Raw genomic sequence first — 15,658 nt, forward strand, 5'->3', positions numbered from 1 at the left:
TGGACATCCGACTATAGGATGAGCGTACTTAATTCCACGCTCGAGGACGGACACCCATGGCTCGCGAACTCACGCACTTCATCGGCGGCAAGCATGTCGCCGGCACCTCCGGACAGTTCGGGGATGTGTTCGATCCCAATACCGGTGAGGTGCAGGCCCGGGTGCCCCTGGCCGACGTATCCGAGGTCGAGGCCGCCATCGCCGACGCCGAGCAGGCGCAGCGTGAGTGGGCGAAGTGGAACCCGCAGCGGCGCGCTCGGGTGCTGATGAAGTTCCTCGCGCTCGTCACCCGCGACACCGAAGAACTCGCGCGGCTGCTCTCGTCGGAGCACGGCAAGACCATCGCCGACGCCAAGGGCGACATCCAGCGTGGCGTCGAGGTCGTCGAGTTCGCCGTCGGTGTTCCGCACCTGCTCAAGGGTGAGTACACCGAGGGTGCGGGTGGCGGTATCGACGTCTACTCGATGCGTCAGCCGCTCGGTGTCGTTGCCGGCATCACCCCGTTCAACTTCCCGGCCATGATTCCGCTGTGGAAGGCCGGCCCGGCCATCGCCTGCGGTAACGCCTTCATTCTCAAGCCGTCAGAGCGAGACCCGTCCGTACCCCTCAAGCTCGCGGAGCTGTTCCTCGAGGCAGGTCTGCCGCCGGGCGTGTTCAACGTCGTCAACGGCGGCAAGGATGCCGTCGACGTGCTGCTCACCGATGATCGCGTCAAGGCGATCGGCTTCGTCGGATCGACCCCCATCGCGCAGTACATCTACGAGACGGCGGCGCAGCACGGCAAGCGCGCACAGTGCTTCGGTGGAGCGAAGAACCACGCATTGGTGATGCCCGATGCCGATCTCGACGAGGTCGCCGACGCTCTGCTCGGAGCCGCATACGGTTCGGCCGGCGAGCGATGCATGGCGATTTCCGTCGCGGTTCCCGTCGGTGAGGAGACCGCCGACGCGTTGGTCGCCAAACTGACCGAGCGAGTGGCGAAACTGAAGATCGGCCGCAGCGACGACGAGAACGCGGACTTCGGCCCGCTCGTCGGTAGCGATGCGTTGAAGCGCGTCAACGACTACACCCAGATCGGTGTGGACGAGGGTGCCGAGTTGGTCGTCGATGGACGCGGATTCAGTCTCGAGGGCCACGAGGGCGGATTCTTCGCCGGCGCAACGCTGTTCGACAAGGTGACCACCGACATGCGCATCTACAAGGAAGAGATCTTCGGTCCGGTGCTGATCGTCGTGCGCGCGAAGGACTACGAGGACGCGCTGCGTCTGCCGTCCGAACACGAGTACGGCAACGGCGTCTCGATCTTCACCCGCGACGGCGACACCGCTCGCGACTTCTGCTCCCGCGTCCAGGTGGGCATGGTGGGAGTCAACGTGCCGATTCCGGTGCCGATCGCGTACCACACGTTCGGTGGTTGGAAGCGTTCGGGATTCGGCGATCTCAACCAGCACGGACCGGATTCCATCCGCTTCTACACCAAGACCAAGACCGTCACTCAGCGTTGGCCGTCGGGCACCAAGGAAGCAGCTGCGCAGAATCACTTCGTCATTCCGAACATGGACTGATCGACGATGTTCACGTTGAACGAGGACGAGCGTGCCATCAACGACACTGCTCGTGATTTCGCGGACGAGTTCCTCGCACCGAACGCCGTCGAATGGGATCAGCAGAAGCACTTTCCGGTGGACGTGCTGCGCAAGGCTGCTGCTCTCGGGATGGGCGGCATCTACATTCGTGAAGACGTGGGCGGATCGGGCCTGACCCGCGTCGACGCGGTGCGCATCTTCGAGCAACTCGCCACCGGTGACCCGTCCATCGCGGCCTACATCTCGATCCACAACATGGTCGCCTGGATGATCGACACGTACGGCGACGACGAGCAACGGCAGCGCTGGCTGCCAGGGCTGTGCTCGATGGACCAGCTCGGTAGCTACTGCCTCACCGAACCCGGCGCTGGATCCGATGCGGCAAAGCTCGGTACCAAGGCCGTCCGCGACGGTGACGAGTACGTGCTGGACGGCGTCAAGCAGTTCATCTCCGGCGCAGGCACTTCCGAGGTGTACGTCGTCATGGCCCGTACCGGAGCGCCGGGTCCCCGCGGCATCTCGGCGTTCATCGTGCCGAAGGACACCGCGGGACTGTCGTTCGGAGCGAACGAGAAGAAGATGGGATGGAACGCTCAACCCACCCGCCAGGTGATCTTCGAAGGTGCCCGCGTTCCGGCTGCCAACCTGCTCGGCGGCGAGGGCGACGGATTTCGGATCGCGATGAACGGGCTCAACGGCGGACGCATCAACATCGCCGCGTGCTCGATCGGCGGCGCACAATCCGCTCTCGACAAGGCCGTGTCCTACCTCGCCGACCGCAACGCATTCGGTGCCAGGTTGCTCGACTCGCAGGCCCTGCAGTTTCGACTGGCGGATTTCAAGACCGAGCTCGAAGCTGCGCGAACTCTGCTGTGGCGAGCAGCGGACGGGTTGCAGAACAATGCAGCCGACAAGGTCGAGATGTGTGCGATGGCCAAACGTTTCGGTACCGATACCGGCTTCGAGGTCGCCAACGGGGCGCTGCAGTTGCTCGGCGGATACGGTTATCTCGCCGAGTACGGTGTCGAGAAAATCGTTCGCGACCTTCGGGTCCACCAGATTCTGGAAGGTACCAACGAGATCATGCGCGTGGTCGTAGCTCGCTCCATCGTGGGTGCAGCATGAGCGATGTCCTACTGGAGGTTTCGGGCGGGATCGGTCGCATCACTCTGAACCGCCCCAAAGCCATCAACGCACTCTCGCATGCGATGGTGCAGCAGATAGCTCCGGCGTTGACGCAGTGGGCAACCGACGACAGCGTCGACGTCGTCCTGTTGACCGGAGCCGGCGAGCGAGGATTGTGCGCGGGCGGCGACATAGTCTCGATCTACCACGACGCCAAGGACGGCGGCAGCGGGAGCAAAGACTTCTGGCGCGACGAGTACGTGCTCAACGCCGCGATCGCCCGCTTCCCGAAGCCCTTCGTCGCGATCATGGACGGCATCGTCATGGGCGGTGGCGTCGGGCTCTCGGCCCACGCGAACACCCGCATCGTGACCGAACGTTCGAAGATCGCGATGCCCGAGGTCGGCATCGGATTCATTCCCGATGTCGGTGGCACCTACCTTCTTTCGCGTGCGCCCGGCGAAACCGGTACCCACTTCGCGCTCACCACGGCGCGGATGAATGCGGCCGACGCCATCGCGGTCGGATTCGCCGATCACTACATTCCGTCGGACAAGCTCGAGGAGCTCTACACCGCCCTCGAGACGGTCAGCGTCGGGGAGGCCGTCGACACGTTCAGCGAGTCGGCTCCGGAATCCACCGTCGCGGCTCAGCAGGAATGGATCGACGAGTGCTACGCCGGTGATGACATTCAGGGCATCGTCGACGCTCTGGCTGCATCGCCGGTGCCGGAGGCGCAGCAGGCGGCGAAGGACATCGCGTCCAAATCGCCGGTGTCTCTTGCGGTGACGCTGCGGTCACTGCGACGGGCGGCGACGCTGCCCTCCCTCGAGGCCGTGCTCGACGAGGAGTACCGCGTGTCGGTCGCGTCGCTGAGCAGTCACGATCTGGTCGAGGGAATTCGGGCGCAGGTCGTCGACAAGGATCGCAATCCCCAGTGGCAGCCGGCCACGTCGGCTGATGTCACTGCCGAGGACGTCGACCGATACTTCGCGCCCCTGGGCGACGCCGAACTCGGTCTGTCGAAAGCACTTACAGAAGGTGAGCAGTCATGAGCGAGAAGACGATCGGATTCATTGGCCTCGGGCACATGGGTGGGCCGATGGCCGCCAATCTGGCTGCGGCCGGGTACACGGTGCAGGGCTTCGATCTTGTTCCCGCGGCGCTGGAGCAGGCCACGAAGGACGGCGTCACAGTGGTGGAGTCCGCGGTTGCGGCCGTCGCCGGAGCCGACATCGTGATCACGATGTTGCCGAACGGAAAACTGGTGCTCGGGCTGTACGGGGACCTGCTTCCGGCCGCGGCACCGGGGACGTTGTTCATCGATTCGTCGACCATCGACGTCGCTGACGCGCATGCCGCGCACCGGCTGGTGCACGAGGCCGGACACCGTAGCCTCGACGCTCCGGTCTCGGGCGGTGTCGGGGGAGCGGCCGCAGGCACGCTCACGTTCATGGTCGGTGGTTCGGAGGACGATTTCGCCTCCGCCGCTGCCGTTCTCGATGTCATGGGTCGCAAGGTCGTGCACTGCGGACCGGCGGGCAACGGTCAGGCCGCCAAGATCTGCAACAACATGATTCTCGGCGTATCGATGATCGCCATCAGCGAGGCCTTCGTGTTGGGCGAGAAGCTCGGCCTGAGCAATCAGGCGCTCTTCGACGTGGCATCGACTGCGTCCGGCCAATGCTGGGCGTTGACGACCAATTGTCCGGTGCCCGGTCCGGTTCCGACGAGCCCGGCGAACAACGAGTACAAGCCCGGATTCGCGGCGGCCCTCATGGACAAGGATCTGGGTCTGGCTGCGAATGCACTGCGCGACAACGGGGTCGAGGGAGTACTCGGACTTCGCGCAGCCGAGCTCTACGCTCGGTTCAAGGAAACGTCCGGCGGCGGAACCGACGTGGACTTCTCCGGCATCATCAACGATATCCGCGAACGCTCGAACGGAGCTGCTCAGTGACCGACTACGAAACCATCCTGCTCGAACGCCGGGGACGCGTCGGCATCATCACGCTGAACCGACCGAAAGCATTGAACGCGCTCAACTCTCAGTTGATGCGTGAGGTCGTGTCGGTGGTCGAGGAACTCGATGCAGATTCCGAGATCGGTGCCATTCTGATCACCGGATCCGAACGGGCCTTCGCGGCCGGGGCCGACATCAAGGAAATGCAGCCCAAGTCGTACATGGACGTGTACCTCGACGACTTCTTCGCGGCGTGGGATCGACTGGCCGCGGCGCGGACGCCCCTCATCGCCGCGGTCTCCGGTTATGCACTCGGTGGCGGCTGCGAACTCGCGATGCTGTGCGACGTTCTGATCGCCTCCGACACCGCGGTATTCGGACAACCCGAGATCAAGCTCGGCGTCATTCCGGGAATCGGTGGCTCGCAGCGCCTGACGCGTGCGGTGGGCAAGGCCAAGGCCATGGAGATGTGCCTGACCGGCCGGAACATGAAGGTCGAGGAAGCCGAGCGAGCAGGATTGGTCTCGCGCATCGTGCCGGTCGCGGATCTCCTCGACGACGCCATCGCAACCGCGACCACGATCGCGGAGATGTCGCTTCCGGTTGCCATGATGGCGAAGGAAGCAGTGAACCGATCGTTCGAGTCGAGTCTTCGTGAGGGAGTTCTGTTCGAGCGCCGCGTGTTTCATTCGACGTTCGCCACGGAGGATCAGAAGGAAGGCATGTCGGCTTTCATCGAGAAGCGCACGCCCAACTTTCAGCACCGGTAAAGCTGGCCGCTCTTTCGGGTCGTTCCGCGGGCTCCACGCGTGCTTTCGGGTCGTTCCGCGGGCTCCACTCCCACCCCGACCGGTCGTTCCGCAGGCTCCACTCCCGGGGCCGTCCTACCTGTCGGGGACAGGAGGGCGGCCCCGCGGGCCGAGACCAGCTCGGGCATCGTCGGCACCAGGGTCGTCAGGCCGGTCCGCAGTTCGAGAGACCGCGCTATCGAGGTGATGTTCGCGCCGCCGCCGACCACGACGATGGACTGCGGTCTGGCACCGGACAATTCGATGGTCTGCTCCACCAGCATGCCTGCGTAACGGACGGGTCCCGCGATCAGATCGTCGAAGTCGCGCCGTGTCAGCACATGCCGTGCAGTGCCGGCTGGGTCCGTGGTGCTGACGACGGAATCGATGCTCAGTTGCTCCTTGATGGACCGGCTGGTGTCGATTCCGACGCGAACGCCGTTGGACGAGAGCAGCCGGCGCACCGAGTGATCGAGATCGTCGCCGCAGAACGTCGCGGTGCGCCGCGTCATCAGGGTGCGAGTGGACGCGAGATCGATGACGGTGACCGTGGTCCCGGTACTACCGATGTCGCACAGCACGGTGACGCCGTGATTGGGGACCAGCCCGATGAATCGTAGAAACCTTACTTGCGCAGCGGTTTCCGGAACGAGTGAGGCCGTGCGAGCGGTACCTCGGGTGGCGACCGTGCCGGGATCGGTGGCCACCCGGTAGGCAATGGCAGAGAACTGGACCGGGAGCGACATCGTCGCGGCGATGGAATGGATGGCGTCGACGCCGGTGGCGATCGTGGTGGCCAGCGACTGCCCGGGAGCGCGGCGCACCGTCCGCGACACGATCGGTGTGCGGTGGGGGCTGTCCAGATACGTCAGAATTGCGCGTGCACCGTGCGCACCCGCTCCGACCCCCAACACCAGCACCCCGCCCCGCCCTTCAGCAGACCGACTCCGACCTGTTCCCGGAGCAATTGGACCACGAACGGTACGGCTGTGCCATTGTCTTGTGACGAGTCACCATCGAACTCAGAACGATGTGGTGATGTCATCACTGTCGAAATCGCCTGCATCCGAACGCAGTTCCGCAAGGATGCGCACCAGCGCCATCAGCTTGTCGCGCGCGAGCCCGGGCCTGGCGAACACCAGCGTGTTCAGGCGCTCGGTGGCTTCGACCGCCAACGTGCGCCCCTGCTCGGTGATTTCGACCAGGGTTGTCCGTCGATCGCTGGGATGGGGAATCCGGCGCACGTAGCCGACAGATTCGAGGCGGTCCACCGCGTTGGTCACACTGGTGGGGTGCACTTGCAGTCGGGCACTGGCCTTCGCCATCGGTAACGCGCCGTTCTTGGTGAACGTCAACAACGTCAGCAATTCGTAGCGCGAAAAGGTCAGTCCCGTCGGCTTGAGCGCTTCCTCGACCCGGGCCAGCATGATCTGCTGCGCGCGCATCAACGACGTCACCGCGGCCATACCGTCGGCGGCGTCGGACCACCCGTGCTTGGTCCACTGACGGTGGGCCTCTGCAATGGGGTCGAGGGGAAGCGGCGACGGTGCTGGCATACACACCATCCTCCCACGATGCCCGGTTCGAGCGTCTACCGAATGACGGTGCGAAGTACCGCGAGTGGTACCCGATCGGTGATCGCTGCTCGAGTCCGCGAAATCTGCTCGCGGGCATCGACTGTGCGCGCGCTGTCTGTCTCGTCGACGGTCAGGGCGGCGTCCAACAGGCTCAATTGCGCCAGCACGGCGTCGACATCGTCGGTGGAGCGCGCAGCGCGGCCGACCCTCTCGGCGAGACGAATTCCGGCCTGGACCACCATGGGACTGCTGGTCCCGTAGATGCGCACCGCATCGAGCGCATGGTCGATCAGGATCGAGACGGGCACCCGCCGCACGATCAGTCGCACCTCTCCGTCGGTTTCACGCCGTCCGCGTGACGGTGCCGGCCGTTGGACCAGTGCAACGAGTCCGACGGAAAGATCGTCGATGGCGTTACGCGCCGTGTAGGGATCATTGACCCCGGTGGACAGCGCCCGGACCGCCATTTCCGTCATCTGCTCGACGGCGAACGCGATGTCGTGGCGCGGCGTCCTACTGGTACCGATGTCGAAAGAAGAGCGGACTCGGTCGATCGATGCGTCGGAGATGTCGGCCGAGCGGTCGGCGAGAATGTCGACGAGCGGCTCGCCTGAGACGATGTGCTCGCCCGGGACCCGATGAATCTCGATCAGCGTGCCGTTGTCGGTCGCGATGCCCAGCAGTGCGTCCTCGTCGATGTCGATGATCACCCCGGAGGTCTCGGCCAGGACCGTCACGTAGACAGGTGGTTTCGAGATGCCGTCGATCGAAGCGGCGTCGTCGGGAAGATCCGTCGGGTAGAGGGAGTCGACGGTTTCCGACAACTCGTCGCGGACTCTCGCGGACAGGGTGGCCACCTGAATCGACTGCGCGATGTGATGGATGAAGTAGACGAGCACGCCCACGTCGACCACCGCGAGCGCCACGGCGACATTGACGGCGATGTCCGGGACGAACACCGAACCATCGGACTCGATCGAACGAATCGACCGCAGCACCATCAGCGAGTACAGGAACGTCGCCCCGAAGATACCCAGAACCACCTGATTCCCGCGGTCCGCCATGAAGTTTCGCACCAGGCGGGGGCCGTACGAGGAACTGGCCGTGGCGAGGACGGAGATGGTGATGGAGAACGACGTGGCAGCTACCCCCAGCATCGAGCCACCGATCGCCCCGAGGATGTCCCGGCTGCCACTCGCCCCGACGTGATAGAGCAACGAACCCGTCAGGTCCACGCGGGTGTCGAGTAGGTAGCGATCGAGGCTGACGAGCGCCTGCGCCAGTAGGAGTGCGAGAACCCCGAGGACGGCGGGAATGAACCAGAACGACTCCCGCAACCGCGCTATGTGTTCCTTCATGAGCGACAGTCTTCCCGCCCAGGAACCGATCGACACCCGCACTTCGAATCACGCTGAGCGTAACCGTGGTGTTCGCGTGGCCGACACGGCATCGTCATCGGTGATGCGGGTGTGGCTGAGTGGCTAGGCACCGGCCTGCAAAGCCGTTTACACGGGTTCGAATCCCGTCGCTCGCTCGAAGGAACCGCCAGGTGGCAAGCCTGGCGGTTTCACTCATTTTTGCTGGTTTACGGTCCAGCCGACACACACCGCAGGCAGCTCGCGTACAGCTCTTGGTTGAACCGTAAGCAGGTTGTGTTTACTTCAAGTGGAGGTACGACGGAGGTACCTGTTGAATGTGCTCGAACTAGTATTCGGTCAAGCGAAGACCCTCGACGGTCCGGGCAAACTGCCGAGGGTCTTCGATCGTCAGTTCCGGCCGTGGCTCCGGTTCTGACGGTTCGTGGCCGGCGAGACTGGGAGCTAACCGTCCTGCGTGACGAGGGATTGAGCGGTAGCCAGGTGAATCCTGGTCTGCGGAATGCGTTGGAGCAGTTGGCCGCTGGCCTTGCCGACGGTCTGATCGTCACAGAACTCGACCGCATGAGCAGGTCGCTGTTGCACGCGGTGGAGATCATGGAGCGGGCCCGCGGACCGCAATGGGCGCTCATCATGTTGGACGTGCAGGTGGACACCGCCACAGCCAGTGGTGAGGCTACGGCCAACACGCTGGCGACGTTCGCTCAGTTCGAGCGACGACTGATTGGTGAGCGGACCAATGCGGCACTTGCAGCGGAGAAGGGGCAAGGCGTTGCTCTTGATCGCTCGCGACAGATGCCGACGGCAGTAGCGCGACGGATCGTCGGTCGATGGAGTTGTAGATGCGGCGCAGTTTCTCACGGCTGGGCAGGTGTCAGCGTTGGTCGAAGCAACTCCGTGGCCGAATAACGTCACTGTGCACGTTGCCGCGTGGAATGACTTACGCGCTGCCGAACTGGCCGGACTGCAGATCGGTGACTTGGAGCTGCCGCCGGAAAACCGGCCGAACGCACCCGGCGCAGTGAACGTTCGTCGTACGGTGCTCGTCAAATACGGACCTTTCGCAGAAGGTGAACGGAAGCCAGGTCGTCGCGCTGGGGAGCTACAGCCGGAGGTCGTCTACGACACGCCGAAGACGCGGGGGAGCCGTCGCCGGGTACCGCTGATTCCCGCCACCTGCGCGGTGCTCCGGGACCATCTGTCGTTGCACCGCCGGGCCGACGGAGTGGAAGCCTCGCTGTTTCCCGCATGCAGCCTGCGCCCCACCAGGCCGACAGGGAAGGCCGCGCCCACCCAGGCGGATGGCTCGCAGATGTCGCCAGCGGAACAGGCTGCAACCGCCACAGTCACCCAGGCCGAAGCGCGCCTGGTGCTTGATTGGACCGTCCGCCTGGTGCACCGCAACTTCTACGGTGCGGTGTACCGGCCTGCGTTGCTGCGGGCAAACCTTAACGGCGCAAAGCTGTTGCTCAACTTGAGACCCACTCGCTACGGCACACCTACGCCAGTCTGTGCATCGCGGCCGGGATCGCGCCGTTTAAGCTCTCGGGGTTCATGGGGCACGCCAACACGAACGTGACGTTAGGCGTGTACGCGCAGATCTTCGAGGACGACCACACAGACGCGATGGCGGCTCTCGGAGCCATAGGCCAATTGATCCATGCGGACATCGTGTTACCGATACGCGCAGGCTAATGCGGTGGTTCTTCCTCAGCAGCTGGTATTAGTTGGCTCAGAGCATAGGTCACTTTGATCTCACCAACTACTTCATCGAGTACTTGGGTGGCCAGGATTACTACGTCGTATCGGTTGTCGATAGTAGGGTGGCTGGCTTGCGCACGCGACTCCACCTTGCCTTCGTAACGGATCCCGTCTCGGGTCTGCAACCCAAATGTTCCGCGTTCGGAGTCATACGCGAACAACTCCATTCGTTCACGTATCTCGGTCACGTCGTCGTCGGGGACGATCCGATTCAGGATGGTCATGAGAAGTTCTAATCGCTCCGTAGGAAGTTCTCTATTGATGTATTTGAAATTAGTTCCTGCCGCCGCCAGCTGGACGTCAGCGCCTGAATCTGCGAGCCCCTTGACAAAGCGCCGGAAACTCTTGGCTGGACGAGGCCCCAATGCCAACAATCCTGTCGAAATAGATTCGGACCGTAGTTCGGGATCGAGAAGTTCAAGTATCGTTTTCGTTGAGTTAGCGAAGAGCGAATCGCCGAGCAGGTCGTCGAAAGAGCTTGCGGCAAGCTCCATGACGAAACTTGCTGCCCTTAGTCCGACCACGTCACTGGCAGTCTGCTTGATTACTTCGGTTGGGATCCGACCGATCTTGGATACTTCATCAGCGTCGAGCGCGAACCCGACGTTATCCAGAAGTTTCTGGGTAAGGATTAGGATCTCGCCAACCTGTCGGCTGGGTGCTTCGGTCCGAAACATTTCGTTGTGGTCTAGCTTGATGCGCAGGCGCGTTCGATTCTCGGAAAAAACGAGCCTAGTAATCTCCGAGGCAGACGCCGCCTCAGGTACTGTATGGGTGCTTATATTGAGACGATAATCAGCCGCAGGTAACCATGATTCCTGCACTTGGTCAGTTTCTATCTTGCGAGCATCGTCCTGTTCGCTTTCGTCGTCCGGGAGAGAAACGAGGTACAGGTAACCCTCGGGATTCAGGTATGCAGATCGCAGTGTTACACCGCCCGAGCGGACGAGATTTAATCTTGCCTGCGATATCGGAACGTACAGCCACAGGTCGGCGTGCTCACCTTCCTCGGCCCATCCCGCTAGGAAAATCTGATCGGTTGTTGAGCGCGCGGTGAAGACGCGGGGGCCATCGTAAAATACGAATGTGTCGTCGAGTGTCAGGCGACCTAGATCGGTCTGTCTTGGCAGCCAGTTCATGCGACTGTCCGGAAATATAGTTCAGGTCGGCTCTCGATTGGCAGCCACCAGGAGTGATGACTTCCGTTGGTCTTCGACGGGGTGTGCTTCATAACTCCATCGCCGGTGATATCGCCGTAGGCAATCACTTCTCCGATGGTCTGTCCGAAGGCAGCGCGCGTTGCTTCAGCGTCTTTAAGGTCCGTAAATACGCTTAGGGCTGCCGCGACACATTCGTCTGACCACTTGCGTTTCTTGTTGCTGATGCCCAACTGTTGGAGGCGCAGGTTGCTCACGAAGTCCCCGGAAGTGGCGGGGTCGGCTTTGACCAACCGGTAAAAGCTTCCGCCAGTGGGCTGGGCGTCCTCAGGCGGGCACGACTCAGGGAAGTGAGGGGGCCAGTCCGGCAACTTACTCTCCAAATCATTCTCGTAGTGTGGCTCATGCCACCGACAAGCTGCGCCTGCTGAAGCATGTTTGGGCATACCCTACGGTTCGCTTCGACATATGCGGGATTCGGTAGCCAGATTGAGATCATCAGCCTTGGGCGGTGGCGCGTATTCCGCTGTTCGTTCTGGAGGTACAGCGGAGGTACCGACCGTCAGTCACCTCGCTTGAGGCCTAGCGGCAACGCTCCTGGTCTGGTCTGGGCTTATGCGGCATGCAGTACTGGCGCGCGGGGTATCTGAACCGGGCTGCAAAGCCGTTTACACGGGTTCGAATCCCGTCGCTCGCTCCACCATCGAGGCCGTCCGGGAACGGCCGGTCTCGATTCATTCTGTCTCGATTCGTTTCAGGCAAGTAGATCAGGCTTTCGTGCCACGGTGACGGCCCAGTCCGCTTCGGCGCGCCAGGGCCGCAGGTCCCAGGTGGAGAATCGATGTTCGACGAAAAATCCGACGGCAGTGAGATCCTCGTGGAGTTCGTCGGCTGCGTATGCCCGGTCGGTGGCGAAGCCGGTGACGAACACTCCGCCGTCGTTCAGATGTGCCCAGATGCGTTCGAGCGCAGCGCGTTCGGTGCCGGGCTTCAGAAAAACCAACACGTTGCCGGCCGCGACGACCGCGTCGAACGTGCGATTCAACTCGAGCGTGGTCAGATCCGCGAGATGCACGTCGAGTTCGGGGTGACTACGCGCCTTCTCGACCAGAATCGGATCGAGATCCACGGCGGTGACGTGGTGGCCACGTCGCGCCAGTTCGGCACCGAGTCTGCCCGTACCGCAGCCGGCGTCGAGAATGTCCGACGCGGGGGAGACCACCGCGTCGACCATGCGGGCCTCACCGTGCAGATCCACGCCGCGTTCGGCCAGACGATCGAATCGCTCGATGTACCGGGCGGAGTCGTCGGCGGAGTTCTCGGCTTGCCAGCGCGTGGTCATACCGCCAGGGTAGGTCAGCTCGGTTCGTCGAGGGCCGACCGGGCTTCGGCCACGCGTGTCCGGGCGGCCTCGAGCGCCTCCGCCGTCGACTCTGCCTGTTCGACGCTTTTTCTCTCCGCGGCCCGCGCTGCCTTCGCTGTGGCTCTCGCGGCCTCCAGCTCGGCTTCGAGTCTCTCGACTTCTGCTGTCGCGCTGCGTCGTTCGGACGCAGCGCGCTCTGTGCCCTGGTCGGCAGCGTCGGCCGCATCACGTGCGGCATCGAATGCGATTTCGGCAGAGTCGAGTTCGGCGACCAGCCGATCATGTTCGGCCTGGCGCAGCCGCTCGGCTTCGTTCTCGGCATCGGATTCCGCTGCGGACTCGGGCACGTCATCGGCAATGTCCGGTTCGCCGTCGTCCTCGGTCTCGGTCTCGGGAGGATCCGGAACGAGCGAGAGCAGCGCGGGGCCGAAGCCGCTGTATGTCTCGGCCACCACCGTTCGGCCCGCACGAACCCGGTCGCGGATCTCCGGATCGGCCATTGCGGCATTGAGGGTGTTGGAAACCTCGCGCGCCGCGTTGTCGCCGACGGTCACGCCACGTTCGCGACCCAATGCCACGGCTCGATCGGTGAGCGCGCGTATCGAAGCGCTTCGAGCGGTGGACAACTCACGCAGTCGATGACCGTCGCCGCGTTGCTGAGCCCGTTCGAGTTCGGCACCGAGGTCGAACAACTCGGCGACCGCGGATTCGTCCTGACGAGCGAGTGTGTTCACCAACCAGGCCACGACAGTGGGTTTACGGAGTCCGCCGATACGAGTGGCACCGGACCTGTCTCCGGCCTTCTTGAACCGGGTCACATACGCCGATCGGTGCGACACGAAGTCGGCGGGTGCCAGTGAATACAGGTCGTCGATGACGGTGTCGATATCGGGGAGATCCTCGGACATGTGAACAGTCCGTCTCGTTCGAGCAGTCACCTCGGAGAAGTGACATGCGTGAAAGATGTGTGCCCCCGGCAGGATTCGAACCTGCGGCCTTTCGCTCCGGAGGCGAACGCTCTATCCCCTGAGCTACGGGGGCGCACCGGCTTCAGCCGGCGTGCCTGTTGGGCTGTACGAAAGACTAGCGCATGTGCGACGCGAGTCGAAATCACCCCTCGGGCAGCGGCTGCGCACCCTTCGCCGCGAGCATCTGCTTCATCAGAGTCGACTCACTCGTCTGCGTTGCGACCATGGACTTCGCCAGGTTGATCACCGCAGGAGACTGCGCGTGTGTCTGGGCGTATTCCATCATCGCCAGTCCGCCCTCGTGGTGACGCAGCATCAGCTGCAAGAACATGACGTCGACGTCGGTTCCGGTCGCTTGGCGTAGTGCGGCGAGCTCCGCGGAGCTGGCCATGCCGGGCATGGCCCTGGTGGGATCGGAGGATCCCGGTTCCATCGACATGCCGCCCATCGAATGGCCGTGAGAGTCGTCGGTCGTCATCCAGGTCATGTAGCCGTCGGTCGAGATCGGCGCGCGGTCCCACAATGCGAGCCAGCCCTGCATCTGGCCCACCTGATTCTGTTGCGAGGTGAGCATGTCGAACGCCAGGCTCTTGACGGCCTGATCGGGCGCGTTGGTCAACGCGACCGCGGCCATTTCGATGGCCTGGTTGTGGTGCACCGTCATGTCCTGGGCAAATCCGACGTCGACCGAATCTGCTGCGGGGGAGTTGTCACCGTTGCGGAACGGATTCTGCGCCAGGAAGCCCAGCGCGAATCCGATCGCCAGCACGGCGATCACGGCCAAGGCGACCAGCGCAGTGCGCTGGCTCCGCTTGGTTTCGGGGACGCCGTCGACCGAGTCGACTGTCGATTCGGTCATCAGCTCGCGGGCACCTGGAGATCGCTGGGCAGCTGTGCTCCGCCGGGCAGGCCGCTCGGCATTCCGCCTGCGCCGCTGGTCTCGCTGGCGTCGGGAGTGATGCCTGCGCCGTCCATCGGAACGGCGTCCGCACCCGGGGCCGAAGCGTCGAACAGCGGCGGGTTGTCGGGATCGAACGCGTTGTCACCGACTCCGGGCACGGATGCGCAGCTGGCACCGACCTCCGGGTAGGCGAATCGATTGAGGCGCAGAGCCGAGATGAACTGACCGATGCGCTCGTCGTCGACGCTGTCGAGCTTGAGCTGGTGACCCCAGGACTGCAGCGAGACGGGAGTGTCGAGGCCCGGGTACGGCGACATCATCATCTGCGTTTCCCCGTCGACGCGGTCGGCGAGGGACTGAATCTGGTCTTCGTTCAGGTCGTCGGGGTTGTACGTCACCCAGACCGCTCCGTGTTCGAGGGAGTGCACGGCGTTCTCGGTGCGGATGGCCTCGGGGTAGACGATGCCGGTGCAAGTGGCCCACACCGCATCGTGCGGTCCGCCGAACGGCGGCGTCTGGTCGTAGGCGACGCGTTGCGCGCGCCCGACGTGCAGGGCTGCCGGGTATTCCTTGATGGTGACGCCGTCGATTCCCGTCGACGGATCCTGATTGCTCTCGCTGGGCGCGAATTTCTGCGCCTCGGCGCGGTCCTGGTACTTGGGGTAGAGGTTGACCCCGAGGCCCACGACGAGTCCGACGACCACAACGACACCGGCAACCGTCAGCCAGGGAATCTGTCTGCCCTTGGCGGCGGGGACACCGCCCTGCTTCTTGCGAGCTGACTTCTTGTTGGCTGCACTGATGGCTTTGTCTGCCTTCGCAGCCGACTTGTTCTGACTGCCTTTGTCGGGACCCGTTGGCATCGCTGTGGTTGCTCTCTCAGTCGAGGAAAAGTGGGTGGTCGGTAGCGCTGGTGGTACGTATCTGCTGGTGACGGCCGTGCTCGACGGTCGTCCGCGCAGAGCGCCCCTACTGTACGTTCTCTGTCTGAGAGCGTGCTCAGAGCCCGTGTGGACCGCATCGGCCAGGTGGCCCCGCGCTCGGACGGGCAGTGGATGCGAGTATGCCGCACACCAGCCAATAGGATGGCTAC

At 63.5% G+C, this 15,658-nt stretch carries 15 protein-coding genes and 2 tRNA genes; 7 read left to right on the forward strand and 10 right to left on the reverse strand.

Features of this window, described 5'->3' with window-relative positions; translation table 11 throughout:
* The first annotated feature begins 56 nt into the window (after positions 1-56).
* Genes ASH04_RS07555 through ASH04_RS07575 form a run of 5 tightly spaced genes read left to right on the forward strand, consistent with a single transcriptional unit; the run spans position 57 to position 5,444 of the window.
* Positions 57-1,565: a CoA-acylating methylmalonate-semialdehyde dehydrogenase gene (locus ASH04_RS07555; RefSeq protein WP_032365569.1), complete on the forward strand. Its 1,509-nt coding sequence runs from the start codon at positions 57-59 to the stop codon at positions 1,563-1,565.
* 6 nt (positions 1,566-1,571) lie between these two features.
* The gene (locus ASH04_RS07560; protein WP_032383699.1) at positions 1,572-2,711 is read left to right on the forward strand and encodes an isobutyryl-CoA dehydrogenase; all 1,140 of its coding nucleotides are present in this window, start codon (positions 1,572-1,574) and stop codon (positions 2,709-2,711) included.
* A complete protein-coding gene (locus ASH04_RS07565) occupies positions 2,708-3,766 on the forward strand; it encodes an enoyl-CoA hydratase/isomerase family protein (RefSeq protein ID WP_057473205.1) in 1,059 nt (352 codons plus the stop codon). Before ASH04_RS07560 ends, ASH04_RS07565 begins: the two co-directional genes overlap by 4 nt.
* Complete coding sequence (gene mmsB / locus ASH04_RS07570) at positions 3,763-4,671, forward strand: 3-hydroxyisobutyrate dehydrogenase (RefSeq protein WP_027497925.1); 909 nt, start codon at positions 3,763-3,765, stop codon at positions 4,669-4,671. Before ASH04_RS07565 ends, mmsB begins: the two co-directional genes overlap by 4 nt.
* Positions 4,668-5,444 (forward strand): enoyl-CoA hydratase, encoded by a 777-nt coding sequence (locus tag ASH04_RS07575; protein WP_027497924.1) that lies wholly within the window; start codon positions 4,668-4,670, stop codon positions 5,442-5,444. Before mmsB ends, ASH04_RS07575 begins: the two co-directional genes overlap by 4 nt.
* Here the strand turns inward: ASH04_RS07575 and ASH04_RS07580 are convergent.
* From ASH04_RS07580 to ASH04_RS07590, 3 genes are all read right to left on the reverse strand, one after another.
* Positions 5,432-6,382: a hypothetical protein gene (locus tag ASH04_RS07580; protein ID WP_235579961.1), complete on the reverse strand. Its 951-nt coding sequence runs from the start codon at positions 6,380-6,382 to the stop codon at positions 5,432-5,434. The genes ASH04_RS07575 and ASH04_RS07580 overlap by 13 nt on opposite strands.
* 102 nt (positions 6,383-6,484) lie before the next feature.
* Positions 6,485-7,018: a MarR family winged helix-turn-helix transcriptional regulator gene (locus ASH04_RS07585; protein WP_048320672.1), complete on the reverse strand. Its 534-nt coding sequence runs from the start codon at positions 7,016-7,018 to the stop codon at positions 6,485-6,487.
* Positions 7,019-7,053: 35 nt separating this feature from the next.
* The gene (locus ASH04_RS07590; protein WP_057473217.1) at positions 7,054-8,397 is read right to left on the reverse strand and encodes a DUF2254 domain-containing protein; all 1,344 of its coding nucleotides are present in this window, start codon (positions 8,395-8,397) and stop codon (positions 7,054-7,056) included.
* Positions 8,398-8,502: 105 nt separating this feature from the next.
* On the opposite strand from ASH04_RS07590, the gene ASH04_RS07595 reads away from it, so the two are divergent.
* Positions 8,503-8,573, forward strand: a tRNA-Cys gene (locus ASH04_RS07595).
* 244 nt (positions 8,574-8,817) lie between these two features.
* Positions 8,818-9,324, forward strand: coding sequence for a recombinase family protein (locus ASH04_RS07600; RefSeq protein WP_057473206.1), 507 nt, complete (start codon positions 8,818-8,820; stop codon positions 9,322-9,324).
* Positions 9,325-10,106: 782 nt separating this feature from the next.
* Here ASH04_RS07600 and ASH04_RS07610 read toward each other — a convergent pair.
* The 7 genes from ASH04_RS07610 to ASH04_RS07645 all read right to left on the reverse strand — a co-directional run bounded on the left by ASH04_RS07610 (position 10,107) and on the right by ASH04_RS07645 (position 15,428).
* Positions 10,107-11,315: a DUF6575 domain-containing protein gene (locus tag ASH04_RS07610; protein ID WP_057473208.1), complete on the reverse strand. Its 1,209-nt coding sequence runs from the start codon at positions 11,313-11,315 to the stop codon at positions 10,107-10,109.
* Positions 11,312-11,590, reverse strand: coding sequence for a hypothetical protein (locus ASH04_RS07615; protein ID WP_156394500.1), 279 nt, complete (start codon positions 11,588-11,590; stop codon positions 11,312-11,314). The genes ASH04_RS07610 and ASH04_RS07615 overlap by 4 nt, the downstream gene beginning before the upstream one ends.
* A gap of 497 nt (positions 11,591-12,087) precedes the next feature.
* Positions 12,088-12,675, reverse strand: coding sequence for a class I SAM-dependent DNA methyltransferase (locus tag ASH04_RS07625; RefSeq protein WP_057473210.1), 588 nt, complete (start codon positions 12,673-12,675; stop codon positions 12,088-12,090).
* 14 nt (positions 12,676-12,689) lie between these two features.
* Positions 12,690-13,604 carry a hypothetical protein gene (locus ASH04_RS07630; RefSeq protein ID WP_057473211.1) on the reverse strand — a complete coding sequence of 305 codons (915 nt, stop codon included), beginning with the start codon at positions 13,602-13,604 and terminating at the stop codon, positions 12,690-12,692.
* 60 nt (positions 13,605-13,664) lie between these two features.
* A tRNA-Arg gene (locus tag ASH04_RS07635) sits at positions 13,665-13,737 on the reverse strand.
* A 69-nt stretch (positions 13,738-13,806) separates the two neighbouring features.
* A complete protein-coding gene (locus ASH04_RS07640; RefSeq protein ID WP_057473212.1) occupies positions 13,807-14,523 on the reverse strand; it encodes a DUF305 domain-containing protein in 717 nt (238 codons plus the stop codon).
* A complete protein-coding gene (locus ASH04_RS07645) occupies positions 14,523-15,428 on the reverse strand; it encodes a DUF3105 domain-containing protein (protein ID WP_057473213.1) in 906 nt (301 codons plus the stop codon). Before ASH04_RS07645 ends, ASH04_RS07640 begins: the two co-directional genes overlap by 1 nt.
* Between the last annotated feature and the right edge of the window lie 230 nt (positions 15,429-15,658).

Origin of the sequence: Rhodococcus sp. Leaf233, assembly GCF_001426165.1 — a bacterium.
Taxonomy (GTDB): Bacteria; Actinomycetota; Actinomycetes; order Mycobacteriales; family Mycobacteriaceae; genus Rhodococcoides; species Rhodococcoides fascians.